The organism is Mesonia mobilis DSM 19841 (assembly GCF_000423405.1).
Classification (GTDB): Bacteria; Bacteroidota; Bacteroidia; order Flavobacteriales; family Flavobacteriaceae; genus Mesonia; species Mesonia mobilis.
In genome coordinates this window covers 116,205-141,154 of record NZ_AUHX01000008.1, presented here as the reverse complement: position 1 = coordinate 141,154, position 24,950 = coordinate 116,205, and the positions used below count along the sequence as shown (strand labels likewise).

Sequence of the window (24,950 nt, the reverse complement as noted above, 5' to 3'; positions counted from 1 at the left end):
AATGCTCATTAAGCAAGGTCGGTATTCCGGTTACTTAAGGCCGTTGGCTTATCTTATTGATTTAGCCATTATACTTTTATTTGCAGTTCAATTTAAATTTGGGGTAATTGATTATTTCAATTATGCTATATTTATTTCAACAGGTTGGTTAATACTTTCAATTAAATCTCAGTTTTACGAAATTTATAGATTTACGAAAGTTATTAAAATAGTATCGCTTAGTTTTTTGCAAGCAGCACTTTTTTCTTTACTGGTTTTTGCTTTCTTTGGGATTTTTGAAGAGCTAAGCCGTCCAGCTTATCGTGTTTTAATTTATCTAGTAAAATCATTCACGCTTATTATCGCAGCTAAGCTCACCGTTTTTTATCTTTTGAAAAGATACAGAAAATGGTTAGGCGGTAATTATAGAAGAACCGTAATTTTCGGAAATAACAAAAGGTCCAAAGAACTATTCAACTTTTTCAAAAACAATCCTGAATACGGTTATCAATGTAAAGCAGTATTTAAATTAAATCACGAAGAATCCTTAGAAGATTGTTTTCAGTTTATTATAAATGAAAATATTGATGAAATATATTGTTCGGTATCTTCACTAAAAAATAATGAAATTAACCAGCTAGTAGATTTTTCAGATAATAACCTTAAAGTACTCAAATTTCTTCCCGATAATAAAGAAATATATACGCGGAAGTTAAAAATGGAATATTACGGTTATTTACCCATATTATCATTACGAGATATTCCTATTGAAGATCCTTTAAATCAGTTCGTAAAGAGAATCTTTGATATCATTCTATCTCTTATCGTAATTATAGGTTTACTTTCTTGGTTATCTCCGATCTTAGCGCTTTTAATTCGATTAGAGTCCAAAGGACCGGTATTTTTCCGTCAAAAAAGAAATGGATTAGATTATCAAGAGTTTTATTGCTATAAATACCGATCGATGCGAGTAAACTCTAATGCCCACATAAACCAAGTTAGAAGAAATGATGTTAGAATAACAAAAATCGGTAAATTCTTAAGAAAAACCAGTATCGATGAGTTGCCTCAGTTTATTAATGTACTGTTCGGAGAAATGTCTGTTGTCGGGCCAAGACCTCATATGGTGAGCCATACACACATGTATGCCGAACGTATCGATAAATTTATGGTTCGCCATTTTGTGAAACCTGGTATTACGGGTCTAGCACAAACCAGTGGTTATCGCGGAGAAGTTGAAACAGAAAATGATATTATAAACCGTGTAAAGTATGATATTTTTTATATAGAAAACTGGTCTTTACTTTTAGACATTAAGATTATCTTTCAAACGGTATTTAACGCCTTAAAAGGAGAAGATAAAGCGTATTAAATTTCAGCTAAATTCAGGCTTAATTCATCTAGTTGAGTTTCAATATTAAAATTTTTGGTAGCGGTTTCTTTAAGGTGTTGTTTCAGTTGAAAAATTTCAACTAACTCTAAATTTTTGATTAATTCATTTAAGGCTGAAAAGTCTCCCGGTGTTACCACATATCCTAAATTATTATCTTGTATAACTCCTTCACCTTCGCCACCGGCAAAGTAAATTATAGGCAAGTTGTTATGTGCCATTTCATAAATTTTTGAAGGTGTCGAGCCATAAATACTTCTCACTAAAGGCACGATCGCAAGATCAAAATCGTTGAGCAAAATAAGGAGTTCATCACGTTTTACTTCGCCGTGATAGATAATTGGTTTTTTAGAAGAAGCTAAAAAAACTTCTAGTTTTTCTTTTTCTGCTCCGGCACCATAAATATGTAATTCTGCTCCGTCAAGTTCAATTTCTTCACAAAGTTTTAAAATACCCTGAGCGATACCTAAAAGTCCAGCATAAATGATCTTAACAGGTTTTTCTGCTGAAACTTTTGCCGGTTGAGGTTCTTTCGGAGGTTGTGGAAAGTTTCGATAAAGAAAAGTTTCTTGCTGCGGAACCACGCTTTTTACACGTTCTAAAATTTCTTTAGATTGCCCTAAAACTAGTTGAGGTTTTTGGTAATTATATTTTTCAATTTTTTCTAAAATATCGTAAGCTCTACCTTTTTGGATGGCGCCGAGTTCATAACCTGCAGAAGGCCATATATCGGAAACATTTAAAATCAGGTTTCTTTTCTTTTTAGAGAGAAAACGTAAGGCTGCGTGCGCTATAATTAATGGCGGACTTTGAATTACCACCGTTTTTGCAATCTTTCTATTTTTAAATAAGCCGAAGATAAAGAAACTTATTGAGAAAGAAACCATTCCCAATAAACGCTTAAACTTATTTTCAGAATTATTGGCATAAACCCAAAGTCGAATCACTTCAATACCTTGATAATTTTCTGTTACAGAAGTTTTTCCTTGATAACCTTCAAAAATTTTCCCTTTAGGGTAATTGGGTAAAGGGCAAATTACCGAAACTTTAAAGCCACGTTCTTGTAAACCTAATGCTAATTTCGCAATTCGGTTAGAGGCGGCACCGGTTTCTGGAGGAAAATAATTGGTAATGATGGTAATTTTTTTCATACTAAAGATTCAAATTGCTTCAATTTGCCACTTTTTTTACGTTGTAAAACATCAACTCTTTTCAATTGAAGACTTAAGCCTTTTTCAAGATATTTTTCAATAGCAGTCTTTATTTCATTTTCTTTTTCTACTGAAATAGTAGCTGAAGCCACATAGGTGATTTCAAACGAATTGGCTTCGGTTTGTTTAATCACAAACTCTTTTACTTCACCACTATCTTCAATAATACTTTTGGTGACGTAATAAAAGGTAAGTCCGGGAACTACTTTTCCGCTAGGTAAGGTGGCGACGTCATTGGTTCTTCCGGTAAGTTTTTGTAAGAATTGTTGCTTGGCAGTACTTTTGGCATCGATAATTCCAATATCTCCCAAATCATACCGAATAAAAGGATGCGCTTTATTGTAAAGAGATGTGACTACTATTTTCCCTTCTTCTCCATGTGGTAAAACTTCACCTTCTTCATTTACAATTTCAATAAATAAGGTTTCGGTGTTGAGCACCCATTGATCCTGCGGATTCTGAAAAGCCAATAGATCGAGTTCGCTTGCTCCATATTCATTCACTACAGGAATTCCGAATTGTTTTTCTAAAAGCGCCTTGGTATCGGGAAAAAGCATTTCACTCGTAACGATGCAGACTTTTAGAGTCGGACAAATATCTTTCAAAATAATATTTTTCTTCTGAAGAAATTTAGCGAATAATTCTATAGAACTTGTGTAACCATTAATATAGTCGAATTTCTTTTTGTAAAATTCAGCTAAAAAACTTTCGAGTTTTTCGTCACTTAAATTAAAAATAGGAAAGCGATAGCGAGTCGCCATTTTATCTTTTAAACGCTCTTTATAATATCCGATTTTATCAAGTGGAATGCCATAAAAACGTGCCTGAAATGACGAGTTAAAATCTAACCCAAACCAACCAAATCGATCAAATATTACCGACCAGGTAAGTGCGTGACAGAATTTATCTTTGGCAAATACAAATGGATGCCCACTTGAGCCTGAAGTCTTATTTACGTAAACATTTTTTTCTGTATAACCTTCACTTAAACGGTTTTTAAGCGGTTGCTGAAGATCTTTTTTGGTAAGAATCGGTAAATCTTCCCACTTTTCAACTTTCTTGTTTTTTAATAAGTCTTTGTAAAATGAATTATGCTGAAGATGAAAATCTAAAATCTCCTGTTTCTTCTCTTCAATATAATTAGCATATTCAGCTTCAGGAATGGCTTGGATTTTCTCTAAATGCTTTTTGGCTTCTTCAATAGGAAAACCTTTTAATTTCAATGTAAAATCAAACCAATTCAATCTACTTATTTTTTATAAAAACATTAGGGCGTCAATTTACAAACATTTATTTTTGGAGCTCCTAATAAAATTTTAAAATATGAATATTCTTGTCTTAGGTTCCGGTGGTAGAGAGCATACTTTTGCTTATAAGATCGCACAAAGTGAACAATGTGAAAAACTTTATGTAGCTCCCGGTAATGCAGGAACAAGCGAAATTGCAGAAAATATTTCGTTAAGCGTAACCGATTTTGAAGCGATTAAAAAAACGGTGCTTGAGAAAGATATTCAGATGGTGGTTGTAGGACCAGAAGATCCTTTAGTACAAGGTATTTACGATTTCTTTCAGCAAGATTCAGCTTTAAAGAATATTAAAATTATTGGTCCTTCTAAAAAAGGAGCTTTGTTAGAAGGCAGTAAAGAACGCGCCAAAGAATTTATGGCGATGCACAACATACCGACGGCAGCATACGAAAGCTTTACCAAAGAAAGCGTAGAAGCCGGTAAAAAGTTTTTAGAATCCTTAAAAGCGCCCTATGTTTTAAAAGCCGACGGTTTAGCTGCCGGAAAAGGAGTTTTAATTCTAGAAGATCTAGCGGAAGCAAAAACAGAATTAGAAAATATGCTTACCAACGAAAAATTTGGAGATGCCAGCAAAACAGTGGTGATCGAAGAATTTTTAGACGGAATAGAATTGAGCGTTTTTGTACTCACCGATGGTAAAAATTATAAGATATTACCAACCGCAAAAGATTATAAGCGAATTGGTGAAGGCGATACCGGTTTAAATACTGGTGGAATGGGAGCAATTTCTCCGGTTCCGTTTGCAGATGAAGCTTTGATGCAAAAAATAGAAGAGCGTATTGTAAAACCAACGATCAATGGTTTACAAGAAGAAAAGATCGAGTACAAAGGTTTTGTATTTATTGGTTTAATTAAGGTGGAAGACAATCCGTATGTGATTGAGTACAACGTACGAATGGGCGACCCGGAAACGGAAGTGGTTTTACCAAGAATAAAATCTGATTTAGTAGAATTATTATCGAAAGTGGCCGATGAAAAATTAGATGAAGCTACGTTAGAAATAGATGAAAGAGCCGCAACGACGGTAATGACAGTTTCTGGTGGTTATCCTGAAGCTTACGAAAAAGGAAAAGAAATTACCGGAATAGATACGATTGAAGACTCCATCGTTTTTCACGCCGGAACAAAAGAAGAAAACGGAAAAGTAGTTACCAATGGAGGCCGCGTAATTGCGATCACTTCATTTGGAGAAGATTACACTAAGGCACTAAAAAAATCTTACCAAAATGTAGAAAAACTTCATTTTGATAAGATGTATTATCGTAAAGACTTAGGAAAAGACCTGAATTAAACTTCAGCGTTTTTTCCTAAAAATCCGTGTGCTTTAGCGTCTCTGTTCTCTTCGTTGTTGTCGTTAAATTTCTTTAACTGCTTCATCCAGAAGATAAAAGCTACAAAAGCGATAAGCATAAACACCCAGTTTAAGGCGTTAGCTGCAAACCAGCTTTCTAATTCTAATTCTCTTAACGCGTGAAACGGTACGAATAAAACGTCTTCAAATAAAGATTGTATAAGTTCTAAAAAGTCTTTCATTAGAGTGAACTTTAATATATTTAGATTACAAAAGTAAAAAATTAGTCAATGCTAGCAAGCTTTTTTAAGAAATCTAAGCCTATCAATTTCGTTTTAGTAGGGCTTTTTATGTCTTTTTATTTTTTGGTAGCCAACTTTTTTATTGCTGAAGCTTTCTATTCGCTTGCAGAAATATTTTTAAAAATAGGTTTATTAGTAGCCTATTTGTTTTTAATGGAACTCATTAATTTTATTGTAAAAAGAAACGAAGTCACCAAAAAAAACACCTTCACTATTTTTCTTTTTGCCGTATTTACAGTCATATTTCTTCCCATTTTACAAGCTGGAGAAATTATCATTGCAAGTGTTTTTATACTCCTGGCTTTACGTAGAATTGTAAGTTTACGCTCAGGTCTTTATATAAAACGAAAAATTTTTGATGCTTCTTTTTGGATCGGGATCGCCTTTCTTTTCTATCCGGAAAGTATCTGGTTTTTGATTCTCCCGTTTATTGGGATTTTATTTTACGCGCTGCAAGATTTCAAAAATTGGCTCATTCCTTTTTTTGCATTGATGAGTGTTTTTATCCTGAAAACGAGTTTTAATTTGCTGGTTTTTGATCAGTTTTTTAACCCGATTTCGTATTTCAGTTATCCTTCTTTAGATTTTACAAGTTATCATCAATTTTCTATTTTAATTCCGTTAAGTGTCTTGTTGGCTTTTACCTTATGGTCGCTTTTCACTTACTTTAAAACTATTCAAAAAGCCACCCGAAAAACAAAATATACGCTTTACATCATCACGATCACCTGGTTGCTTTCGATATTTGTAGTGATTTTTTCAAATGAAAAAAACGGAGCAGAATTACTGTTTTTCATTCTTCCGGTTTGTGTAATCGGCGCTAATTATTTTGAGCAGAAAGGCGAAAAATGGCTGAAAGAAATTTTATTAATATCTTTATTGGTATTAACGCTTATCGTACCGTTTATCGCTTCGTGAATTTAGATCTAGAAAATCTTCAGCATCAATTACAACAACGTTTAGCTTACCCTTACCAATGGGGTAAAAAGCAAAATGATGAATGGGATGCCTATACCAATTTTATCTATAGATTTTCTGACTGGAATGTGGTGGTAGAAGCCATGAAAGCTACTGTTGAAGCTTACCAACTTGATAAACGAGAATTATTTAATTATGCGGCCAATCGCTGGTTTAACTTTTGGAGCGCGATGGCTGTTGAACAAATTTTTACAGAAATTGAAGGCGTAACGCCATCGATAAATCATAAAGATCGACTGGTCGATTTTAATTTACGCGGAATCGATTTTGACCATAAAACCTCGGTTTTTCCTTCAGGTTTTCAGCAAACTTTATACTACGCACAAAACCATCACGAAGAGCTTTTGTATTGGTTGTATAAAAACCAAAGCAAACAACAACGTGAACATTACGAAAATCGTTTGTTTATCATGGTTTATGCAGATGATGGCGAACATTGGAAATTAAAAGCAGAAATCGACCTGTTAAAACAATGCATTCAAAAATATGTTTCTACCTTTGACGCTTCAAAATTACAGCAACTTCAATTCAACGGAAACACTATTGTTTCTGATATAATTTGGGCGATTAAATGAATTACATAGGCTCTAAAAACAAACTTTCTTCTTGGATTGTAGAAGTCGTGCAAAACACGGTAAAGTCGCCATTACAAGAACTTTCGTTTTGCGATCTTTTTGCCGGAACCGGTATTGTTGGCAGAACATTTAAGCCGTTCGTGAAGCAAGTAATGGCAAACGATGTAGAGTTTTACAGTTTTGTATTGCTGAAGAATTATATTGAAAATCATCAAGAAATTGCTTCCGCAGAAAATTATATTCAGCAATTGAATGAATTAGACGGTACAAAGGGATTTATTGCTGAAGAATACGGAGAAAATGGTAAAGCCGAACGTCTTTTTTTCTCACAAGCCAATGCTGAAAAAATCAATGCTTGTCGCCAACAAATTGAACGTTGGAAGACTTCCGAAGAAATTTCAGCAGAACTGTATTACTTTCTGTTAGCCTCCTTATTAGAAAGTGCCGATAAAGTGGCAAATACCGCTTCAGTTTACGGAGCTTTTTTAAAGAAAATAAAAACTTCCGCAGCAAAACCATTAGTCATTCAGCCGGCAGAATTTGTAAAAACGAGTCAGCAAAATCAGGTTTTTCAGGAAGATGCTAATCAACTTATTCAGCAGATAGAAGGCGATATTTTATATTTAGATCCGCCGTATAATGCGCGTCAATACGGAGCTAACTATCATTTGCTTACTACTATCGCAAAATATGATACCTTTGCACCTAAAGGCAAAACCGGATTACGCGATTATTACCGATCGACCTATTGCAAAAAGAGAGAAGTGGCTGCCGAGTTTGAAGATTTGATCAAACAGGCAAAATTTTCTTATATCTTTTTGAGTTATAATAATGAAGGTTTAATGCCGCCCGAAGAAATTAAGGCAATTATGAGCAAGTATGGGAAGTATAGTTTGGCAACCAAAAACTACCAACGTTTTAAAGCCGATAAAACCGAAAACCGAAATCATAAAGCCAACCAAACGATAGAATATTTACACATTTTAGAAAAATAAAAAAATATGTTTTCAGATAAAGCGAATAAAATATTTCAAGAAGTTATAGAAAAATATCATGTGATCAATACGGTAGAGCAGCCGTTCGAAAATCCTTATGATAACGAAACACAACTTTTAGAACATTTGTTATACAGAAAATGTTGGATAGATACCGTGCAGTGGCATTACGAAGATATTATTCGTGATCCTGAAATTGATCCTGTTTCTGCTTTAAAACTGAAGCGCCAAATCGATGCTTCTAATCAAGATCGTACCGATATGGTGGAATATATCGACAGCTATTTTCTTGAAAAATATAAAGCGGTAACGCCAAAAGAAACGGCGACGATCAACACCGAAAGTCCTGCGTGGGGCGTAGACAGGCTTTCTATTCTTGCGTTGAAAATTTATCATATGAATGAAGAGGCTACAAGAGAGGATGCCTCGCAAGAGCACCAAATGGCTTGTAAAGCAAAGTTAGATGTGTTGTTAGAACAACGTGTAGATTTATCGACAGCTATTAATCAGCTTTTACAAGATATTGAAAACGGCGATAAATACATGAAAGTCTATAAGCAGATGAAAATGTATAACGACGACGAGTTAAACCCGGTACTTCGCGGTAAAAAGTAATTTTGCGTCATTCTGTGTTTGACACGGAAGCTCATTTTTGATTTGTGAAAATTAGGCTGAAAATGAGATGCTTGAATCAAACTTTTTCAATCTTCAGGTTTTATAGCAAGATGATTAATTTGATACTATGATAATTTCAAGTGAAATGGGAAATACTTCAAAAAAAAGAAACGCTTCTTCTTTACTGAACGATAAGGAAGAAGCTTCTTTTCATTTATTAGTCATTCGATTTTCTGCCATGGGTGATGTGGCGATGACAGTTCCTGTTTTGCAGCGGTTGGTAAAAACTTATCCCGATTTAAAGATAACGGTATTAACCAAACCTTTTTTTAAACCCATTTTTGAAGAAGTTCCCGGTGTAAAAATTGTTACTGCCAATGTAAAGCAAAAATATAAAAGCATTTTTGGTCTATTTAAATTGGCAAATGAATTGAGTTCACTTCAGCTTGATGCCGTGGCCGATCTTCACAATGTATTACGCACTAAAATTCTGCGTTTATTCTTCTTTTTCTTCGGAATAAAATCTGCAGTAATTCATAAAGGTAGAGCAGAGAAGAAGGAGCTTACTAAACTTCAGCCAAAGACAATTCGACCATTAAAAAGCACGCATCAGCGTTACGCCGATGTATTTGCAGAGTTAAATTTTCCAGTCGATTTAAACCATTCGGTTGTCGTAAATAAGCATCCGCTTCCGCAGGTAATAAAAGAAAAGCTAAAGCAACCTCGAAAATGGATCGGGATTGCACCTTTTGCAGCACACGAGCCTAAAATGTATCCGCTTACTCAAATGGAAAAAGTGATTGCTCGTTTAGATGAAACGAATCTATACGATATTTTACTTTTTGGCGGAGGCAAAAATGAACAAGAACAATTAGAAAAGCTTGCCGAGAACTATACAAATGTTTTTTGTGTGATTGGAAAACTGAGCTTTAAAGAAGAGCTGCAAACCGTTTCGAATTTAGACTTGATGCTTTCGATGGATAGTGGTAACGGACATTTAGCAGCGATATATAATGTACCGGTAATTACGATTTGGGGAGCAACGCATCCGTTTGCGGGATTTGCACCATTTCAGCAAAAACCGGAACAACAGATCTTACCTGATCTAAAAAAACACCCACTTTTACCTACTTCTATTTACGGTAATAAACAAGTAGATGGTTACGATGAGGTGATGAAAAGTATTGAGGTAGAAAGGGTTTTAAAAGTTATTCTGGAAGTTTTATAAAAAAAATCGCCAATCAATTAAGAAAGGCGATTTTCTATAAATTATATGTCTTTAAGCTTTTCGCTACTTACACATCATCATAATCAATTCTAATTGTTGGAGTAGTAGGGTGCGCTTGGCAAGTTAAGGTTAAGCCTTCTTCAACTTCATCATCAGTTAAAATTTGATTTTTTGCCATTTCTGCTTTTCCTTCGGTAATTCTCGCAATACAAGAACTGCAAATACCACCTTGACAAGAATATGGCGCGTCTAGATCTTGATTGAGTACTGCGTCGAGAATTCTTGTTTTTTGATCCATCACGAAGGTGGTTTCTTCATCATCAACCATCACGGTGATCTGCGTTTTTCCTTCGAGAACCGTTTCTACTTCACCTTCTTCGCTAGAGCTAAATAATTCAAAATGAATATTTTCTTTAGGAAGGTTGTTTTCCTGTAAAACTTCAGAAACAAGATCGATCATCTCTTCAGGCCCGCAAAGATAAACGTCGCTAAAATTATGACCTTTAAACTTGTTTTTCATCACAAAATTTACCGTGCTGCGCTCGATTCTTCCGAAGAAAGAATTTTCATTTTGGGTACGACTATAAACAAACTCTACAAAAAAACGATCTGGGTAGCTGGCTTGTAATTCTAAAAGTTCTTTAAAAAAGATGGTTTCTTCCGGAGTTCTATTACCGTAAACCAACACAAATTTGCTGTGTTCTTCTTCGGTTAAAGCCGTTTTTATGATTGACATTACCGGGGTAATTCCGCTACCGGCAGCAAATGCAGCGTATGTTCTGTGACCGGCATCTGCAGATGGAGTAAAGGTGAACTTCCCTTCTGGCAAGTATACTTCTAGGCTATCTCCGGCTTTTAGCTCATTGTTCGCGTAGGATGAAAATCGACCATCGGCCACTTCTTTTACACTAACTTTTAACTCTCCGCTGTTGGGCGTAGAACAAATAGAATACGAACGTCTTAATTCTTCGCCGTCGATTTCTTTTTTAATGGTAATGTATTGACCGGCTGTAAATTTAAAAGTGTCTTTTAAATCTTCCGGTACATTAAAAACGATACTAACCGATTTTGGCGTTTCTCGAACGACCTCTTTTATAGTTAAGGAATGAAAGTTCTTCATGTAAAATTTTTCAGCAAAAATACAAAGTCAGGTGCTTTTTAAAACATTTTACTTAAAAATATAATACCTAAGTTTTTTATGCATAAGAAAATTATGTATGTTTGGGTTGAAATTAAATCGGCAAAATGTCTAATTCAAAATTATATAAAGGGAGTCTTTCAACTATTATTCTGAAGCTGTTAGCAGAAACTCATAAAATGTATGGTTACGAGATTACCCAAAAAGTAAAAGAGCTTACACAAGGCGAATTAACCATTACAGAAGGCGCGCTTTACCCGGCTTTGCACAAGTTAGAAGCCAATGGTTTTTTAGAAGTTGAAATGCAACGAGTAGATAACCGATTACGAAAATACTACAAACTCACGCAAGCCGGAAACCAAGAAAAAGTAAGCCGGATTGAAGAATTAGAGCGTTTTATTGAAACCATACAAGGTATTGTGAACCCAAAACCAAGTTTAGGATGAAAAATCTTTCAGCTGAACAAGTAGTGCGTTTGTACGAGTTTACGCGCCAACATTATGTTGAATATTACGACGTGCAAACCGAGTTGGTCGATCATTTAGCTTCTGCGATCGAAAAACATTGGCAAAAAGATCCTCATCAAAATTTTGAGACACTATTGCAAAAAGAATTCAAGAAATTCGGAATTTTTGGTTTCTCAGATGTGGTAGAAGAACGCCAACAAGCTATGCAAAAGCGCTATTTTCAACTGGTGAAAAAAGAGGCACTTCAGTTTTTAAAGCTTCCGAAGGTAATTATCGTAGCTTTTTCGATTTGGTTGTTTTCTTTTTTACTACTTCAAAAGGAAATAGGGTTTGTTATTGTGGCAAGTATTCTTGTGTTAGAAATAATCTATGTTTTTTACAGGTTGATACAATTACAGAAGATATCGAAACAAAGAAGGAAACAACGTGAAGGGAAATACTATCTTTTAGAACACGTATTTTTAAATATGGGAAGAGGTGTTGGTGGTTTTGTTATTTCACCTTGGCAATGGTATTGGGTAGCAGAGAAGACGCTGCCATATCAATATTTTGCAGTCGTTTTTGCGTTACTCATCACCTTCAGCTTTATTTTACATTATATTGTCTTTAGAATTTTACCGGCGAAAAAAGAAGAAATTTTACATCGCGTTTACCCGGAAATGAAACTAGAAAAAGTGTAACATTTTTGGTTACATTTATACTTATCTATAAACAAACCAATTTTTTATGTTTAAACGCTTTATCGCTCTCGAGTGGAAACAGTTTTCGCGTTCTTCCTATTTTCAAAAAGGAATCGCGATAAAAATTTTACTCGCATTAGGAGCTTTATATTTTATTGGGATGGCGGCCTTTATGGGAGTTGCCGGTTATTTCGGGATTCAAAAATTTATGCCCGATAAAGATCCGATTACCGTGGTAAATAACTTTGTGATCTATTGGTTTTTAGCCGATATGGTTTTTCGCTATTTCTTGCAACAATTACCGGTGCTCAATATTAAACCATATATGGTGATCCCGATTAAACGCAGTACGGTTATTCACTTTTTATTAGGGAAAACCTCGGTATCGTTTTTCAATTTTCTACCCATGTTTTTCTTTTTACCATTTTCTATAACGTCTTTGGTAAATGGAGACTATGCGGTAATCAATGTGGTAGCTTGGTTCTTTTCGATGTTGTTTTTCACCTTATCGATTAACTACCTTAATTTTTTACTGAATAAAAACAATAAGGTTTTTTACGGAATCCTAACCGTATTAGTCGCAGCAGGCTTGCTTCAGTATTACCAGGTGTATTCGATTACAGAACCGGCAGGTTATTTTTTCAATACAATTTATGAAAAGCCTTATGCAGTGATTATTCCGTTATTGTTAATGGTGATGTTGTATCGCTTCAACTTCAAATTTGTTCGAAAAGATTTTTACCTCGATGGCGCTATTTCAAAAGAAACAAAAGAAGTACATACACAAGAGTTAACCTGGTTAAATCGTTTTGGGAAAGTAGCTCCTTTCTTAAAAAATGACGTCCGAATGATCATTAGAAACAAGCGACCCAAGCAAGTTCTGTTTATGTCGTTTCTGTTTCTGTTTTACGGACTCATTTTTTACCCACAAGAATCTTATCAAGATATGCCGGCATTTTTAGCTTTTGCTTCTATGTTTGTGACCGGCGGTTTTTTAATGTCTTTTGGGCAATTGGTACCTTCTTGGGATAGTGAATATTATAAATTATTAATGAGTCAGAATATTCCGTATCGAGAATATTTAAAGTCAAAATGGTCGTTAATGGTGGTTGCCGTTGTCATTTCTTTCATCTTAAGTACGCCTTATATTTATTTTGGTTGGGATATTTTTGGGATGATCGCTGCCGGAGCATTATTTAATATGGGGCTTAACTCGTTTATCACATTGTATGGCGGTGTTTTAAATCAAGTGCCGATGGAGTTAAACGTAAAAGCAAAAGCCTTTAGCAATACGCAGGGTTTTAATCCAACGCAATTGCTTATTGCGCTGCCAAAAATTTTTGGGCCAATGCTCATTTTCTATTTGCCTTATAAGTTTATCAATTTTGAAACGGGAATTATTTGTTTGGCCGTTTCCGGAGTTTTAGGCTTGGCGTTTACTAATTTCTTCCTGAATCAAATTGAAAAAGTGTACCAAAAACAGAAATACAAAACCATCGCTGCTTTTAGCGAGAAAAAATAAATCACGATGATAAGTGTAAGTAATTTAAGTAAAAGTTATAACGGCGTGACCGTTTTAAATATAGAGAATTTAGATATTCCTGCAGGTGAAAGTTTTGGCTTAGTAGGAAATAACGGAGCGGGAAAAACCACATTTTTTAGTTTGTTGCTTGATCTAATTCAGCCTTCAAGCGGTTACATTAAGAACAAGAATATTATTGTTAGTGAAAGTGAAGAGTGGAAACCCTTTACCTCTTCTTTTATTGATGAAAGTTTTCTAATCGGTTACCTTACTGCAGAAGAATATTTTTACTTTATTGGCGATCTGCGCGGCCAAACCAAAGCCGATGTTGATGAATTTCTAAAACAATATGAAGATTTTTTTAATGATGAAATTCTTCAGAAAAAGAAATACTTACGAGATCTCTCGAAAGGAAATCAGAAAAAAGCCGGCATCATCGCTGCACTCATCGGGAAACCGGATGTAGTAATTTTAGATGAACCTTTTGCTAATTTAGACCCGACTACCCAAATTCGGTTAAAGAAGATCATTAAAGATCTAGATGAAAATACCGGAACTACCATTTTAATTTCGAGTCACGATCTTATTCACGTCACCGAAGTTTGTAAGCGAATCGTGGTTTTAGATAAAGGTGAAACGGTAAAAGACATCCAAACCAGTCAAGCCACTTTAGAAGAATTAGAAGCGTATTTTAACAAGTAGAATTCAAAAATCTCTACGATATTCTTTAAATTCTTCTAAAGAAACGTATTTTTACGCACTACCATACTAAAATGGTGATTTCTTAGTTATTCAAATAGCTAATACTTAATGAATTTGAAGAATAACAACTTTTCTACAGCCGTTCATTTTTGCTTGGCCGTTTTGGCTATAGCCATTCTTGCGTCTTGTTCTAGAAAGAAAGATAAATGGCTAAATCGCAATTTTCATGCGATGGGTGCTTATTACAATATTATTTATAACGGTAATTTAGCATTAGCTGCCGGCAAAGCAGAACTTGCTCAGAATTATAAAGATAATTATTGGGAAATTTTACCGATCGAGCGCATGCAGGTAGAAGAAGAAACCAATAAACCGGGCGAAACTAAAAACGCGAACTTTCAAAGAGCAGAAGATAAAGCGACCAAAGCTATCCAAAAACACAATATGCGTATTGCGGGAGAAGAATACAATCCGCAAATGGATGAAGCTTTTCTACTTTTAGGGAAAGCGCGATATTTCGATCAGCGATTTTTTCCGGCCTTAGAAGCTTTCAACTATATTCTTACCGATTATCCTGAAAGTGATCGTATAGTTACCGCAAAAGTTTGGCGAGAAAAAACTTACATGCGAATGGGCAATAGCGAATTGGCGCTACAAAACCTTAAAAAATTATTTGATGAGCATATAGAATTTGAAGATGAAGATCTAGCCGATGCTTCTGCCGCTATGGCGCAAGCCTATTTAAATTTAGATGAAAAAGAAAATGCCATTGCTCCTTTAAACAACGCGATTGAGTTTACCGATTCTAACGAAGAAAAAGGAAGGTATTTGTTTATCAAAGGTCAAATTTACGATCGTTTAGGGCAAAGAGATAGTGCAAACAAAGCTTTCGATCAAGTAATTGCTTTAAATAGAAAATCACCACGATCGTATATGATCAACGCTTATATGGAAAAAGCTAAAAACTTCGATTACGATGAAGGTGATCGTTTGGCTTTTATGGAGTTGATGAATGATATGCTTGAAAACAGAGAAAATCGACCTTTTTTAGATATCATCAACTATCAGGTGGGTGAATATTATAAAAACACAGACTCTATCGATGGCGCGGTAGAATTTTATAATTACAGTTTGCGAGCACAAGTTCCGCAGCAAAACAATTATTTAAAATCTCGCGATTATTTAAATTTAGGAAACATCAATTTCGATGCGGCAGCATATAAAGAGGCCGGCGCGTATTACGATAGCGTGATGATGAACATTCCTGAAAGTACTCGAGAATTTAGAAGCATTCGTAGAAAACGAGAAAATTTAGACGATGTCATTTTATACGAAGACATTGCTAATACCAACGACAGTATTTTAAGTTTGGTAAATATGTCTGAAGCAGAACAACTTTCTTATTTTGAAAAAGTAACTTCAGAAATGAAAGAAAAAGCCATTGCTGAAGCTAAACGAGAATTTCAGAATAAAGCCAACAATCCCGGTAATTTATTCGGAAGACAAGCCAGCAACGCCGGTGGCGGAAGCAGAAGTAGTAATTCTAGTTTCTATTTTTACAACAACACACAAGTTGCTCGAGGTTTACAAAAATTCTATAGAACTTGGGGAGAAATTGAATTAAAAGATAATTGGCGTTACGCTTCTGAAGCGGCTAATAATGCAAAAGTTGAAGAAGTAGATGAAGAAGAAGTTTATTTAGCTGAAATTGAAAACGATCCGGCTTTTGATCCTCAAAACTATATTTCAGAAATACCATCAGATGTTGAGGTGATCGATAGTTTAAAGAAAGACAGAAACTTTGCGTACTACCAACTTGGGGTAATTTATAAAGAGAAATTCAAAGAGTACGATTTGGCTTCAGATAAACTAGAAGCTTTATTGCAAAACAATCCGCAGGAACGTTTAATACTTCCTTCAAAATACAACTTATATAAGATTTACGAAGCGACCGGCAATACGGCGATGATGGAAAAATGGAAGCAGAACATCCTTTCAGAACACCCAGATTCTCGTTACGCAAGTATTCTACGCAATCCGCGTTCGTTGAGAGACGATAATAATAGTCCTGAAGCAGTGTATACTTCAGTTTACAGAAAATATAAAGACGAGAAGTATAAAGAAGTGATCGATGACACCAAAAAGTATATCGATCTCTTTACCGGTGAAGATATTGTGCCAAAATTTGAATTACTCAAAGCATTTGCCAGAGGTCGTTACGAAGGTTTTAAAGCGTACGAAGAATCGTTAAATTACGTAGCGTTAACCTATCCGCAGAGTGAAGAAGGTAAAAAAGCCGAGCAAATTGTAAAGCAATCGTTGCCGGCATTAAAAAATACCACATTTACAGAAAATGAGAATGAAGCTGTTTTTTACTTAGTTTATCCTTTCGAAGTTGGTAAGGAAGAAATGGCGTTAGAGCTTCAGCAAAAATTAGACGCGGCTATTGCCGATAAAGGTTATGAAAATCAATTTTATTCTTCGGTCGATTTTTATACGCCGCAACAGTTTTTTGTAATTGTGCACGGTTTGCAAAGTAAATTAGGGGCAGAAGGTTTTGGGAAGATTTTAGAGAAGGAAGAAGATTATCAAATCGAACATACCAACTTTAGTATATCAGATAGTAACTATCAAATTATACAAGTACATAAAAATTTAGATGCTTATTTAACGAAGCAATCTCAATAAAATATTGAATTATGTTTTCAGAAAACAAAAAAAATAGAGGCGTGTCTTCAGATGCAGTAAAAGAACAAAACAAAATCGCTCAAGGAACCACCATTACCGGAAATATTGAAGGTAAAGGTAGTTTTAGAATAGAAGGTAAAGTAGAAGGAACCTTAAGAACCGCAGGGAAAATCGTGGTCGGAAAAACCGGTTATATCGACGGAGAAATTGAATGTGAAAATGCAGATTTCGAAGGTAAATTCACCGGTAAAATTGTGGTAAAAGACACTTTGACCTTAAAATCTTCAGCACATATAGAAGGAGAAGTAATTACCGGTAAGCTCGATGTAGATCCGGGAGCAACTTTTAATGCAACTTGCTCGATGAAAGGTGCGGTGAAAAGCTTAAATGATGAAAGAAAATCAGGAAAAGGAAAAGGAGAAAAAACCGCTTAATACCTACGTAAAATTTGCAGGTATCGGTATTCAAATGGTCATCACAATTTTGGTGACCACTTTTATTGGAGTTTGGTTAGATGGTAAATTCGAGTCTATTTCACCCTTCGCTACCATTGCCGGATCTCTTATTGGAGTTTTTGTAGCGCTTTATGTCGTTTACAAAGAAGTAAAAAACATGTAATTTTTTAAGTTGAATGAAAGCTAACTTTTTAAAGCTTACCACATATTTAGTGATTTTCACCTTGGTGTTAATGGCTATTCAATACGGAGTTCTTTTTTCTTTTGAAGTTGAATTGTTCTATGCCGTTTGGCAAATTTATTTATTCCATTTTTCGCTAGCATTTATTACGTGTAGTTTGCTGCTTTATTTTTCTTTTTTAGATAAATCGAAAGCAGGATTTGTTTTTATTGCTTGTAGTCTTTTAAAAATGTTAGCTACGGTCGTCTTCTTGCTGCCTATGATGTTGCGGTTAAAAACAGATATGTTTGCTAACATCATGATGGTTCTTCTTCCTTATTTGGTTTATCTTATCTTCGAAACCATATATGTTAATAAACTTTTGAACTCTAAATAACGCTATGTTTTTCAAGGGTTTGAAGCTTCTTTTTGAATCTTTGTAAAAAATATTTCCACAGGCTTTCAGATAAAAATTAAAAAAGTATCTTTGCAGCAAATTTTAAGCCCTTAGTTTAAGAATAAAAGGTATTTATGAGAGCCAGTAATTTATTTAAAAACCTTGTTTGTCTAGTTTTAGTAGCCTTACTTGGTGGTGTTGCAAGTTACGCTTCAGAAAAGTCTTTAGAAGAGGCAGAAAAAGACTTTAATCCAACAGATATGATCATGCATCATATTGGCGATTCGCACGGTTGGCATTTCTTTGGTGAGAACGAAGATGCAGTAACTTTACCTTTGCCGGTAATTCTTTATACAGATGCTGGTTTAGTCACTTTTATGTCTAGTGAATTTCATCACGATACTTCAGGGCATCATATTGTAGAAAAGAACGGAATGCGTTTTGTAAATCTTCACGAGAAGATTTATATGCTAGACCAAGGAGCAGAAGCGGTAGAATTTGACGCAGATCATCATCCTTTAAATGCTTCAAAACCATTAGATTTTTCGATTACCAAAAACGTTGCTGCAATGTTTTTAACGGTAATTATTATGTTGGTTCTTTTCTTAAGTATGTCTAAAAAACTTAAAAAGAGTGAAAGAGCGCCAAAAGGAGTTCATAACGCACTAGAAGCATTAGTACTTTTTGTAAGAGACGAAATTGCAAGACCTCAGATCGGTGAAAAGAAATATATGAAGTTTATGCCGTTTCTATTAACTGTATTCTTCTTTATCTGGATCACTAACTTGTTAGGTTTGTTTCCGGGTGCGGCTAACGTTACCGGTAATATCTCAGTAACCGTGTCATTAGGTTTAGTGACCTTAGTATTAATGATCGTTAATGGGAATAAAGATTTTTGGCAACACACTTTATGGATGCCGGGAATTCCAGGTTTTGTAAAACCTATTTTAGCGGTAGTTGAATTGTTAGGATTGTTTATTAAACCAATCGCATTAATGATTCGTTTGTTTGCGAACATTACTGCAGGTCACATTATTATTTTAAGTTTATTAGGCTTAATCTTTATTTTAGAAAGCGTAGGAGTTGCCGGAGTTTCTGTTCCTTTTGCGTTATTCATTTCAGTTTTAGAATTACTTGTAGCATTTTTACAAGCATTTATATTTACTATGCTGTCTGCCTTATTTATTGGTATGTCAGTTGCAGAACACGAACATCATTAATTTTTAATTTTTAATTTTTTTACTATGGAGTTATTATATGTTGGTTTAGCAGCTTTAGGAGCTGGTTTAGCAGTTATCGGAGCCGGAATCGGTGTAGGTAAGATCGGTGGTTCAGCTATGGAGGCGATTGCTCGTCAGCCAGAAGCGGCTAGTAAGATCCAAACTGCAATGATTATTGCTGCTGCACTTATTGAAGGTGTTGCTCTTTTTGGAGTAGTTGCTGCCTTATTAGGTGTATTAAAGTAAAAATTCTTTAATCTAATTCGTGACGGTTGGTCACGAATTAGATTATTTACTAATTAGAAATTATTATTAAATAATATTATGGAATTAATCAAGCCAGAGATTGGATTAATAGTTTGGCAAACCGTAGTGTTTGTAATTCTAGTCTTTTTATTAGCAAAATTCGCTTGGAGACCTATTTTAGGTTTAATAAAAGAAAGAGAAAGCTCGATCAACGACGCTTTAGATTCTGCTGAAAAAGCTCGTTTGGAGATGAAAAATCTTCAGGCAAGTAACGAGAAACTTATCAAGAAAGCACGTGAAGAGCGTGATGAGATGTTAAAAGAAGCTCGTACGATTAAAGAAAAAATGATTTCAGAAGCTTCAACAGAAGCAGAAGAAAAAGCAAGTAAAATTCTTGCAAACGCTCAAGAAACTATTATTGCTGAAAAGCAAGCTGCCTTAGCAGAAATTAAAGCGCAAGTTGCTAGCCTTTCTATAGAAATTGCAGAAAAAGTAGTAAAAAAAGAGCTTGATAGTAAAGAAGACCAAATGAAGTTGGTCGACAGTATGCTTGATGATGTTAAGTTAAACTAGAATTATGGCAAGTAGTAGAGCAGCACAACGTTACGCAAAAGCTTTATTAGATTTAGCTGAAGAGAAAAACACTCAAGACGCGATCAATAAAGAAATTCGAGATATTCATTCTACTCTAATGAATAGTCAAGAATTACGTAATGTTATAAAAAGTCCGGTAGTAAATCCGTCAGCAAAAGTAAATGCATTAAATGCTATTTTTAAAGATGCTTCGGTTACCATCAAAAATCTTTTTAGAGTTTTAGCAACCAACAACAGAATTTCAGAATTAGCGGTGGTTACTAAAAAGTTTACAGAGCTTTACGATGAAAGAAATAACATTAAAGTTGCTACTGTAACTACAGCAGAAACTTTAACTCCAGAAATGGAAACAAAAATACTTTCTAAAGTAAAATCTTTAACAGGAAGTCAAGTAACTTTAAAATGTAAAATAGATAAAGAAATTTTAGGAGGCTTTATCTTAAGAATCGGAGACCAGCAATACGATGCAAGTGTTCGAGGAAAATTAAACGCTCTTAAAACAAGATTTAAAAATAACGCACACGTTTAAAATTAAATAAAAACAGTATAAGTATTTATACTATTTATAATAATTAATTATGGCAGAAGTGAATCCTGCTGAAGTATCAGCAATATTAAAAGAACAACTATCAGGTTTTGAAGCAGAAGCTTCTTTAGACGAGGTAGGAACGGTATTGACTGTTGGTGATGGTATCGCTAACATTTATGGTCTTGCTAACGCACAATACGGAGAACTTGTAGAGTTTGAAGGTGGTTTAGAAGGAATGGTACTTAACCTTGAAGAAGATAATGTTGGGGTTGTATTATTAGGGCCATCTAAAGCGATTAAAGAAGGAGATACAGTAAAGCGTACACAACGTATTGCCTCTGTAAATGTAGGAGAAGGTATTGTTGGTCGTGTAGTAGATACCTTAGGGATGCCTATCGATGGTAAAGGTCCTATTTCTGGTGAAACTTTTCAAATGCCATTAGAGCGTAAAGCTCCTGGGGTTATTTATCGTGAGCCGGTAACTGAGCCAATGCAAACGGGTATTAAATCTATCGATGCGCTTGTACCGGTAGGTAGAGGACAACGTGAGTTGGTAATTGGTGACCGTCAAACAGGTAAAACTACGGTTTGTATCGATACGATTCTTAACCAAAAAGAATTTTATGATAAAGGTGAACCGGTATACTGTATTTATGTAGCAGTTGGTCAAAAAGCTTCTACCGTTGCAGGTATCGCAAAAACCTTAGAAGATAGAGGTGCTTTAGCTTATACAACTATCGTTGCTGCAAATGCATCGGATCCTGCGCCAATGCAGGTTTATGCACCATTTACCGGAGCTGCTATCGGTGAGTACTTTAGAGATACAGGTCGTCCTGCTCTAATTATTTATGACGATTTATCTAAGCAAGCGGTAGCATACCGTGAGGTGTCTTTATTATTACGTCGTCCACCGGGACGTGAGGCGTATCCTGGAGACGTTTTCTACCTTCACTCAAGATTATTAGAGCGTGCTGCAAAAGTGATTAACGATGATGATATCGCAAAAACAATGAACGATCTTCCAGACTCTTTAAAAGAGAAAGTAAAAGGAGGAGGTTCGTTAACTGCTTTACCAATTATCGAAACACAAGCAGGAGACGTTTCAGCATATATCCCTACCAACGTAATTTCGATTACAGATGGTCAGATCTTCTTAACATCAGATTTATTTAACTCGGGTGTTCGTCCGGCAATTAACGTAGGTATTTCTGTATCGCGTGTTGGAGGTTCTGCACAGATTAAATCGATGAAGAAAGTTGCAGGTACTTTAAAATTAGACCAAGCACAATACCGTGAGTTAGAAGCTTTCGCTAAGTTTGGTTCAGATTTAGATGCTTCAACATTAAGTACGATCGAAAAAGGTAAGCGTAACGTAGAGATCTTAAAGCAAGCGCAAAACGATCCTTACCCGGTAGAAGATCAAATCGCTATCGTTTATGCAGGTTCTAAGAACTTATTAAGAGAAGTTCCTGTAGAAAAGGTAAAAGAATTTGAAGCAGATTATTTAGAATATTTAAAAGCGAAGCATAGAGATACGCTAGATACGCTTAAAGCAGGAAAATTAACTGATGAGTCTTTAGAAGTGTTGAGAAACGCAGCATCAGAAATTTCAGCAAAATATAAAAATTAGATTGGAGAGGTGAGTATAGAGAAATTCATTCTTTATACTCACCACTACTAACTCATTACTAACAATATGGCTAATTTAAAAGAATTACGTAGTAGGATTACCTCGGTTTCTTCAACCATGCAAATAACCAGTGCCATGAAAATGGTTTCTGCTGCAAAGTTGAGCAAAGCGCAAGATGCTATTACTGCCATGCGTCCTTATTCAGATAAACTTACAGAGCTTTTACAAAGTCTTAGCGCTAGCTTAGATGCAGGAAGCGAAAGTAAATTTTCTGAGCAACGTGAGGTGAAAAAAGTTTTAGTAGTGGCAATTTCTTCTAATCGTGGTTTAGCAGGTGCATTTAACTCTAATATTATTAAAGGAGTTAAAAATTTAACTGAAGAAAACTTTAGCGATAAAGAAGTAGAATTGTACACTATTGGTAAAAAGGCAAACGATGTTCTTAAGAAGACATTTACCATTAGTAATCATAACGTAGATATTTTTGATCATTTAGAGTTTGATGACGTAGCAGAAATTGCTGAAGATATCATGAATTCTTTTGTTGAAGGAGATTACGATAAGGTAATGTTGGTTTATAACAGTTTTAGAAATGCAGCGACGCAAATCGTTACCAAAGAGCAATTTTTACCAATTAAGCCTATCGAAAATGTAGAGGAAGTAAATAATACTTCTGAATATATTTTTGAGCCGGAAAAAGATCAAATCGTTAAAGAATTAATTCCGAAGTCTTTAAAAATTCAGTTATATAAAGCCTTAAGAGACTCTTTTGCTTCTGAACACGGAGCGCGTATGACGGCGATGCACAAAGCAACCGATAATGCGACAGAGTTAAGAGATTCTTTAAAGCTTTCTTACAACAAAGCACGTCAAGCATCTATTACCAACGAAATCTTAGAAATTGTTGGTGGAGCGGAAGCGTTGAACAATTAGCGACTGTAAAGGAGCAAATTTTTTCTCAAGCGGAAGCGTTGAACAATTAGCGACCGTAAAGGAGCAAATTTTTTCTCAAGCGGAAGCCTTGAACAATTAGCGACTGTAAAGGAGCAAATTCTTTAAAGCGGAAGCCTTGAACAATTAGAAATATTAATTTTTCTTGAATTAATATTCAGAAATATGATAAAAACCTCGAAGCGATTCGGGGTTTTCTTTTTCTATAAAAACATTGAAATCTGTTTTTAAAAGCTATACATTTAAAACTTATTAAGCAGTAATTAATTTGAGTACGTTAAAGCGTTTTTTTCAAGACACATTTATTTATGGTTTGGCAACAGTTTTGCCACGATTAATGAATTTTTTATTAGTGCGTTTGCATACCAATACCTTAGAAAATGCTAGTTATTCCGATAATACTACCTTCTATATTTACGCAGCTTTTTTCAATGTGCTATTAACTTACGGGATGGAGACTTCCTTCTTTCGTTTTTTCAATAATGAGAAATATAAAGCAAATCGAGTTTTTTCAACAGCTTTAATCAGTCTTACGTTTACCACAATCATATTCTTTAGCTTGGTTTGGTATTATAATGATTCGTTAGCTGCATTCGTTCATCTCAAACTGTCTTATTTCAATTTCTTAGTAGGCGTTTTAGCGCTCGATACGCTTGTAGTAGTGCCTTTTGCTTATTTAAGAGCTTCGGGTAGACCCATAAAGTTTTCTATTATTAAACTTATTAGCGTGTTTACTTATGTATTGCTGAATCTATTCTTTTTATGGGCGATGCCTAAATACAATATTCAGTTTTTAGAATCTTATCAAGACGATCCTGTTCAATATGTATTTATTGCAAACTTAGCAGCCAGTGTCCTTACATTCTTATTGTTATTTCCATATTTTTTTAAAGCCAAGCTTGAATTTGATTTTTCAATCTTAAAGAAGTTATTAGCTTATGGTTGGCCAATTATGATAGCCGGAATGGCGTATATCATTAATGAGAATTTTGATAAGTGGTTACTTCCGCAGGTATTAGGAAAAGATATTAATGGAGCTTATAGCGCTTGTTATAAAATAGCAGTGTTTATGACCATTTTTATTCAAGGCTTTAGGTTGGGAGCAGAGCCGTTCTTTTTTAGTCACGCCAAAGAAGAAAATGCAAAAAACACCTATGCAATGGTGATGAAGTATTTTGTGATCTTAGGAAGTTTAATGCTGGTTTTTGTAACAGTTTATCTCGATTTCTTTAAACAAATGTTAGTAGCAGATGAGTCGTATTGGGTTGCCATTGATATTGTACCGGTAGTTTTATTGGCAAATCTATTTTTAGGAATGTATTTTAATCTTTCTATTTGGTACAAGCTTACCGATAAAACTAGATTCGGAATGTATTTATCACTTATTGGAGCGGTTGTGACTATTGCTTTAAATTATGTGTTTATCCCGAAAATAGGTTTTATGGCTTCAGCTTGGACGACATTAGCTGCTTACTCGATTATGGTTATTATTTCTTATATTTTGAGCCGAAAGCATTACAAAGTTCCTTATAATTTACAGAGTATTGGCATATATTTAATCATATCGACAAGCTTTGCATTTGCATCATTTTATATATTTGATGGCCATTTGCTCATAGGAACATTATTACTTTTCTTATTTTTGGGAATCGTGTATATAAAAGAGAAAAAAGAATTACTAAAAATTTTACAAGCATAAA

The 24,950-nt window shown here is 34.8% G+C and carries 26 protein-coding genes; 22 read left to right on the top strand and 4 right to left on the bottom strand.

The window, feature by feature from the left end; genetic code table 11:
- The first annotated feature begins 1 nt into the window (after position 1).
- Positions 2 to 1,351, top strand: coding sequence for an undecaprenyl-phosphate glucose phosphotransferase (locus tag G551_RS0108735; protein ID WP_027885217.1), 1,350 nt, complete (start codon positions 2 to 4; stop codon positions 1,349 to 1,351).
- Here G551_RS0108735 and G551_RS0108730 read toward each other — a convergent pair.
- Positions 1,348 to 2,520 (bottom strand): glycosyltransferase family 4 protein, encoded by a 1,173-nt coding sequence (locus tag G551_RS0108730; RefSeq protein ID WP_027885216.1) that lies wholly within the window; start codon positions 2,518 to 2,520, stop codon positions 1,348 to 1,350. The two genes, G551_RS0108735 and G551_RS0108730, sit on opposite strands and share 4 nt — an antisense overlap.
- Complete coding sequence (locus G551_RS0108725; protein WP_027885215.1) at positions 2,517 to 3,824, bottom strand: phenylacetate--CoA ligase family protein; 1,308 nt, start codon at positions 3,822 to 3,824, stop codon at positions 2,517 to 2,519. The genes G551_RS0108730 and G551_RS0108725 overlap by 4 nt, the downstream gene beginning before the upstream one ends.
- A 79-nt stretch (positions 3,825 to 3,903) precedes the next feature.
- On the opposite strand from G551_RS0108725, the gene purD reads away from it, so the two are divergent.
- Positions 3,904 to 5,178 carry a phosphoribosylamine--glycine ligase gene (gene purD, locus G551_RS0108720; protein WP_027885214.1) on the top strand — a complete coding sequence of 425 codons (1,275 nt, stop codon included), beginning with the start codon at positions 3,904 to 3,906 and terminating at the stop codon, positions 5,176 to 5,178.
- On the opposite strand, the gene G551_RS0108715 is transcribed toward purD, so the two are convergent.
- Positions 5,175 to 5,420 carry a DUF6341 family protein gene (locus G551_RS0108715; RefSeq protein ID WP_027885213.1) on the bottom strand — a complete coding sequence of 82 codons (246 nt, stop codon included), beginning with the start codon at positions 5,418 to 5,420 and terminating at the stop codon, positions 5,175 to 5,177. The genes purD and G551_RS0108715 overlap by 4 nt on opposite strands.
- A gap of 108 nt (positions 5,421 to 5,528) precedes the next feature.
- Here G551_RS0108715 and G551_RS0108710 point away from each other — a divergent pair, with 108 nt between their 5' ends.
- The 5 genes from G551_RS0108710 to G551_RS0108690 all read left to right on the top strand — a co-directional run bounded on the left by G551_RS0108710 (position 5,529) and on the right by G551_RS0108690 (position 9,871).
- Entirely contained in the window at positions 5,529 to 6,398 is an 870-nt protein-coding gene (locus tag G551_RS0108710; RefSeq protein WP_156876771.1) for a DUF6427 family protein, read from the top strand.
- Complete coding sequence (locus G551_RS0108705) at positions 6,329 to 7,033, top strand: hypothetical protein (RefSeq protein WP_229797321.1); 705 nt, start codon at positions 6,329 to 6,331, stop codon at positions 7,031 to 7,033. The genes G551_RS0108710 and G551_RS0108705 overlap by 70 nt, the downstream gene beginning before the upstream one ends.
- Entirely contained in the window at positions 7,030 to 8,028 is a 999-nt protein-coding gene (locus G551_RS0108700) for a DNA adenine methylase (protein WP_027885210.1), read from the top strand. Before G551_RS0108705 ends, G551_RS0108700 begins: the two co-directional genes overlap by 4 nt.
- A gap of 6 nt (positions 8,029 to 8,034) precedes the next feature.
- The gene (locus G551_RS0108695) at positions 8,035 to 8,643 is read left to right on the top strand and encodes a DUF4254 domain-containing protein (protein WP_027885209.1); all 609 of its coding nucleotides are present in this window, start codon (positions 8,035 to 8,037) and stop codon (positions 8,641 to 8,643) included.
- A 127-nt stretch (positions 8,644 to 8,770) separates the two neighbouring features.
- Positions 8,771 to 9,871 (top strand): glycosyltransferase family 9 protein, encoded by a 1,101-nt coding sequence (locus tag G551_RS0108690; RefSeq protein WP_229797322.1) that lies wholly within the window; start codon positions 8,771 to 8,773, stop codon positions 9,869 to 9,871.
- 67 nt (positions 9,872 to 9,938) lie between these two features.
- On the opposite strand, the gene G551_RS0108685 is transcribed toward G551_RS0108690, so the two are convergent.
- Positions 9,939 to 10,991, bottom strand: a complete 1,053-nt coding sequence (locus tag G551_RS0108685; protein ID WP_027885207.1) for a ferredoxin--NADP reductase — start codon at positions 10,989 to 10,991, stop codon at positions 9,939 to 9,941.
- A 125-nt stretch (positions 10,992 to 11,116) separates the two neighbouring features.
- Between G551_RS0108685 and G551_RS0108680 the strand changes: the two genes are divergently transcribed.
- The 15 genes from G551_RS0108680 (at position 11,117) to G551_RS0108610 (ending at position 24,949) form a co-directional block, all read left to right on the top strand.
- On the top strand, positions 11,117 to 11,455 hold the full coding sequence (locus tag G551_RS0108680) for a PadR family transcriptional regulator (RefSeq protein WP_027885206.1): 339 nt from the start codon (positions 11,117 to 11,119) through the stop codon (positions 11,453 to 11,455).
- Positions 11,452 to 12,156 carry a hypothetical protein gene (locus G551_RS0108675; RefSeq protein WP_027885205.1) on the top strand — a complete coding sequence of 235 codons (705 nt, stop codon included), beginning with the start codon at positions 11,452 to 11,454 and terminating at the stop codon, positions 12,154 to 12,156. The genes G551_RS0108680 and G551_RS0108675 overlap by 4 nt, the downstream gene beginning before the upstream one ends.
- Before the next feature lie 46 nt (positions 12,157 to 12,202).
- Positions 12,203 to 13,678, top strand: a complete 1,476-nt coding sequence (locus G551_RS0108670; RefSeq protein ID WP_027885204.1) for a DUF5687 family protein — start codon at positions 12,203 to 12,205, stop codon at positions 13,676 to 13,678.
- 6 nt (positions 13,679 to 13,684) lie between these two features.
- Positions 13,685 to 14,380 carry an ABC transporter ATP-binding protein gene (locus tag G551_RS0108665; RefSeq protein WP_027885203.1) on the top strand — a complete coding sequence of 232 codons (696 nt, stop codon included), beginning with the start codon at positions 13,685 to 13,687 and terminating at the stop codon, positions 14,378 to 14,380.
- A gap of 108 nt (positions 14,381 to 14,488) precedes the next feature.
- A complete protein-coding gene (gene porW, locus G551_RS0108660) occupies positions 14,489 to 17,068 on the top strand; it encodes a type IX secretion system periplasmic lipoprotein PorW/SprE (protein ID WP_051191342.1) in 2,580 nt (859 codons plus the stop codon).
- Positions 17,069 to 17,079: 11 nt separating this feature from the next.
- Positions 17,080 to 17,502: a bactofilin family protein gene (locus tag G551_RS0108655; RefSeq protein ID WP_027885201.1), complete on the top strand. Its 423-nt coding sequence runs from the start codon at positions 17,080 to 17,082 to the stop codon at positions 17,500 to 17,502.
- The gene (locus G551_RS0108650; protein ID WP_051191341.1) at positions 17,459 to 17,686 is read left to right on the top strand and encodes an AtpZ/AtpI family protein; all 228 of its coding nucleotides are present in this window, start codon (positions 17,459 to 17,461) and stop codon (positions 17,684 to 17,686) included. Before G551_RS0108655 ends, G551_RS0108650 begins: the two co-directional genes overlap by 44 nt.
- 13 nt (positions 17,687 to 17,699) lie before the next feature.
- On the top strand, positions 17,700 to 18,080 hold the full coding sequence (locus tag G551_RS15620) for a DUF6168 family protein (protein ID WP_051191340.1): 381 nt from the start codon (positions 17,700 to 17,702) through the stop codon (positions 18,078 to 18,080).
- A gap of 134 nt (positions 18,081 to 18,214) precedes the next feature.
- Positions 18,215 to 19,300: a F0F1 ATP synthase subunit A gene (gene atpB, locus G551_RS0108640; protein ID WP_027885199.1), complete on the top strand. Its 1,086-nt coding sequence runs from the start codon at positions 18,215 to 18,217 to the stop codon at positions 19,298 to 19,300.
- 24 nt (positions 19,301 to 19,324) lie between these two features.
- A complete protein-coding gene (gene atpE, locus G551_RS0108635) occupies positions 19,325 to 19,546 on the top strand; it encodes an ATP synthase F0 subunit C (protein ID WP_027885198.1) in 222 nt (73 codons plus the stop codon).
- Positions 19,547 to 19,624: 78 nt separating this feature from the next.
- Complete coding sequence (locus tag G551_RS0108630) at positions 19,625 to 20,119, top strand: F0F1 ATP synthase subunit B (protein WP_027885197.1); 495 nt, start codon at positions 19,625 to 19,627, stop codon at positions 20,117 to 20,119.
- Between the two features lie 4 nt (positions 20,120 to 20,123).
- Positions 20,124 to 20,669 carry an ATP synthase F1 subunit delta gene (gene atpH, locus G551_RS0108625; protein WP_027885196.1) on the top strand — a complete coding sequence of 182 codons (546 nt, stop codon included), beginning with the start codon at positions 20,124 to 20,126 and terminating at the stop codon, positions 20,667 to 20,669.
- A gap of 49 nt (positions 20,670 to 20,718) precedes the next feature.
- Positions 20,719 to 22,299 (top strand): F0F1 ATP synthase subunit alpha, encoded by a 1,581-nt coding sequence (gene atpA / locus G551_RS0108620; RefSeq protein ID WP_027885195.1) that lies wholly within the window; start codon positions 20,719 to 20,721, stop codon positions 22,297 to 22,299.
- Between the two features lie 66 nt (positions 22,300 to 22,365).
- Positions 22,366 to 23,232, top strand: coding sequence for an ATP synthase F1 subunit gamma (gene atpG / locus G551_RS0108615; protein WP_027885194.1), 867 nt, complete (start codon positions 22,366 to 22,368; stop codon positions 23,230 to 23,232).
- Positions 23,233 to 23,518: 286 nt separating this feature from the next.
- Positions 23,519 to 24,949 (top strand): lipopolysaccharide biosynthesis protein, encoded by a 1,431-nt coding sequence (locus G551_RS0108610; protein ID WP_027885193.1) that lies wholly within the window; start codon positions 23,519 to 23,521, stop codon positions 24,947 to 24,949.
- The last annotated feature ends 1 nt before the right edge of the window (position 24,950 follow it).

Bases quoted from the DNA above. Each gene is read 5' to 3' on its own strand.
- G551_RS0108735 (WP_027885217.1), top strand. From the start codon at position 2: ATGCTCATTAAGCAAGGTCGGTATTCCGGTTACTTAAGGCCGTTGGCT.
- G551_RS0108630 (WP_027885197.1), top strand. From the start codon at position 19,625: ATGGAATTAATCAAGCCAGAGATTGGATTAATAGTTTGGCAAACCGTA.
- G551_RS0108675 (WP_027885205.1), top strand. From the start codon at position 11,452: ATGAAAAATCTTTCAGCTGAACAAGTAGTGCGTTTGTACGAGTTTACG.
- atpB (WP_027885199.1), top strand. From the start codon at position 18,215: ATGAGAGCCAGTAATTTATTTAAAAACCTTGTTTGTCTAGTTTTAGTA.
- G551_RS0108710 (WP_156876771.1), top strand. From the start codon at position 5,529: ATGTCTTTTTATTTTTTGGTAGCCAACTTTTTTATTGCTGAAGCTTTC.
- atpE (WP_027885198.1), top strand. From the start codon at position 19,325: ATGGAGTTATTATATGTTGGTTTAGCAGCTTTAGGAGCTGGTTTAGCA.
- G551_RS0108730 (WP_027885216.1), bottom strand. From the start codon at position 2,520: ATGAAAAAAATTACCATCATTACCAATTATTTTCCTCCAGAAACCGGT.
- G551_RS0108715 (WP_027885213.1), bottom strand. From the start codon at position 5,420: ATGAAAGACTTTTTAGAACTTATACAATCTTTATTTGAAGACGTTTTA.
- G551_RS0108690 (WP_229797322.1), top strand. From the start codon at position 8,771: ATGATAATTTCAAGTGAAATGGGAAATACTTCAAAAAAAAGAAACGCT.
- atpG (WP_027885194.1), top strand. From the start codon at position 22,366: ATGGCTAATTTAAAAGAATTACGTAGTAGGATTACCTCGGTTTCTTCA.
- G551_RS0108700 (WP_027885210.1), top strand. From the start codon at position 7,030: ATGAATTACATAGGCTCTAAAAACAAACTTTCTTCTTGGATTGTAGAA.
- G551_RS0108680 (WP_027885206.1), top strand. From the start codon at position 11,117: ATGTCTAATTCAAAATTATATAAAGGGAGTCTTTCAACTATTATTCTG.
- G551_RS0108665 (WP_027885203.1), top strand. From the start codon at position 13,685: ATGATAAGTGTAAGTAATTTAAGTAAAAGTTATAACGGCGTGACCGTT.
- G551_RS15620 (WP_051191340.1), top strand. From the start codon at position 17,700: ATGAAAGCTAACTTTTTAAAGCTTACCACATATTTAGTGATTTTCACC.
- purD (WP_027885214.1), top strand. From the start codon at position 3,904: ATGAATATTCTTGTCTTAGGTTCCGGTGGTAGAGAGCATACTTTTGCT.
- G551_RS0108655 (WP_027885201.1), top strand. From the start codon at position 17,080: ATGTTTTCAGAAAACAAAAAAAATAGAGGCGTGTCTTCAGATGCAGTA.
- G551_RS0108695 (WP_027885209.1), top strand. From the start codon at position 8,035: ATGTTTTCAGATAAAGCGAATAAAATATTTCAAGAAGTTATAGAAAAA.
- G551_RS0108685 (WP_027885207.1), bottom strand. From the start codon at position 10,991: ATGAAGAACTTTCATTCCTTAACTATAAAAGAGGTCGTTCGAGAAACG.
- G551_RS0108705 (WP_229797321.1), top strand. From the start codon at position 6,329: ATGGCTGAAAGAAATTTTATTAATATCTTTATTGGTATTAACGCTTAT.
- atpH (WP_027885196.1), top strand. From the start codon at position 20,124: ATGGCAAGTAGTAGAGCAGCACAACGTTACGCAAAAGCTTTATTAGAT.
- G551_RS0108650 (WP_051191341.1), top strand. From the start codon at position 17,459: ATGAAAGAAAATCAGGAAAAGGAAAAGGAGAAAAAACCGCTTAATACC.
- G551_RS0108670 (WP_027885204.1), top strand. From the start codon at position 12,203: ATGTTTAAACGCTTTATCGCTCTCGAGTGGAAACAGTTTTCGCGTTCT.
- porW (WP_051191342.1), top strand. From the start codon at position 14,489: ATGAATTTGAAGAATAACAACTTTTCTACAGCCGTTCATTTTTGCTTG.
- atpA (WP_027885195.1), top strand. From the start codon at position 20,719: ATGGCAGAAGTGAATCCTGCTGAAGTATCAGCAATATTAAAAGAACAA.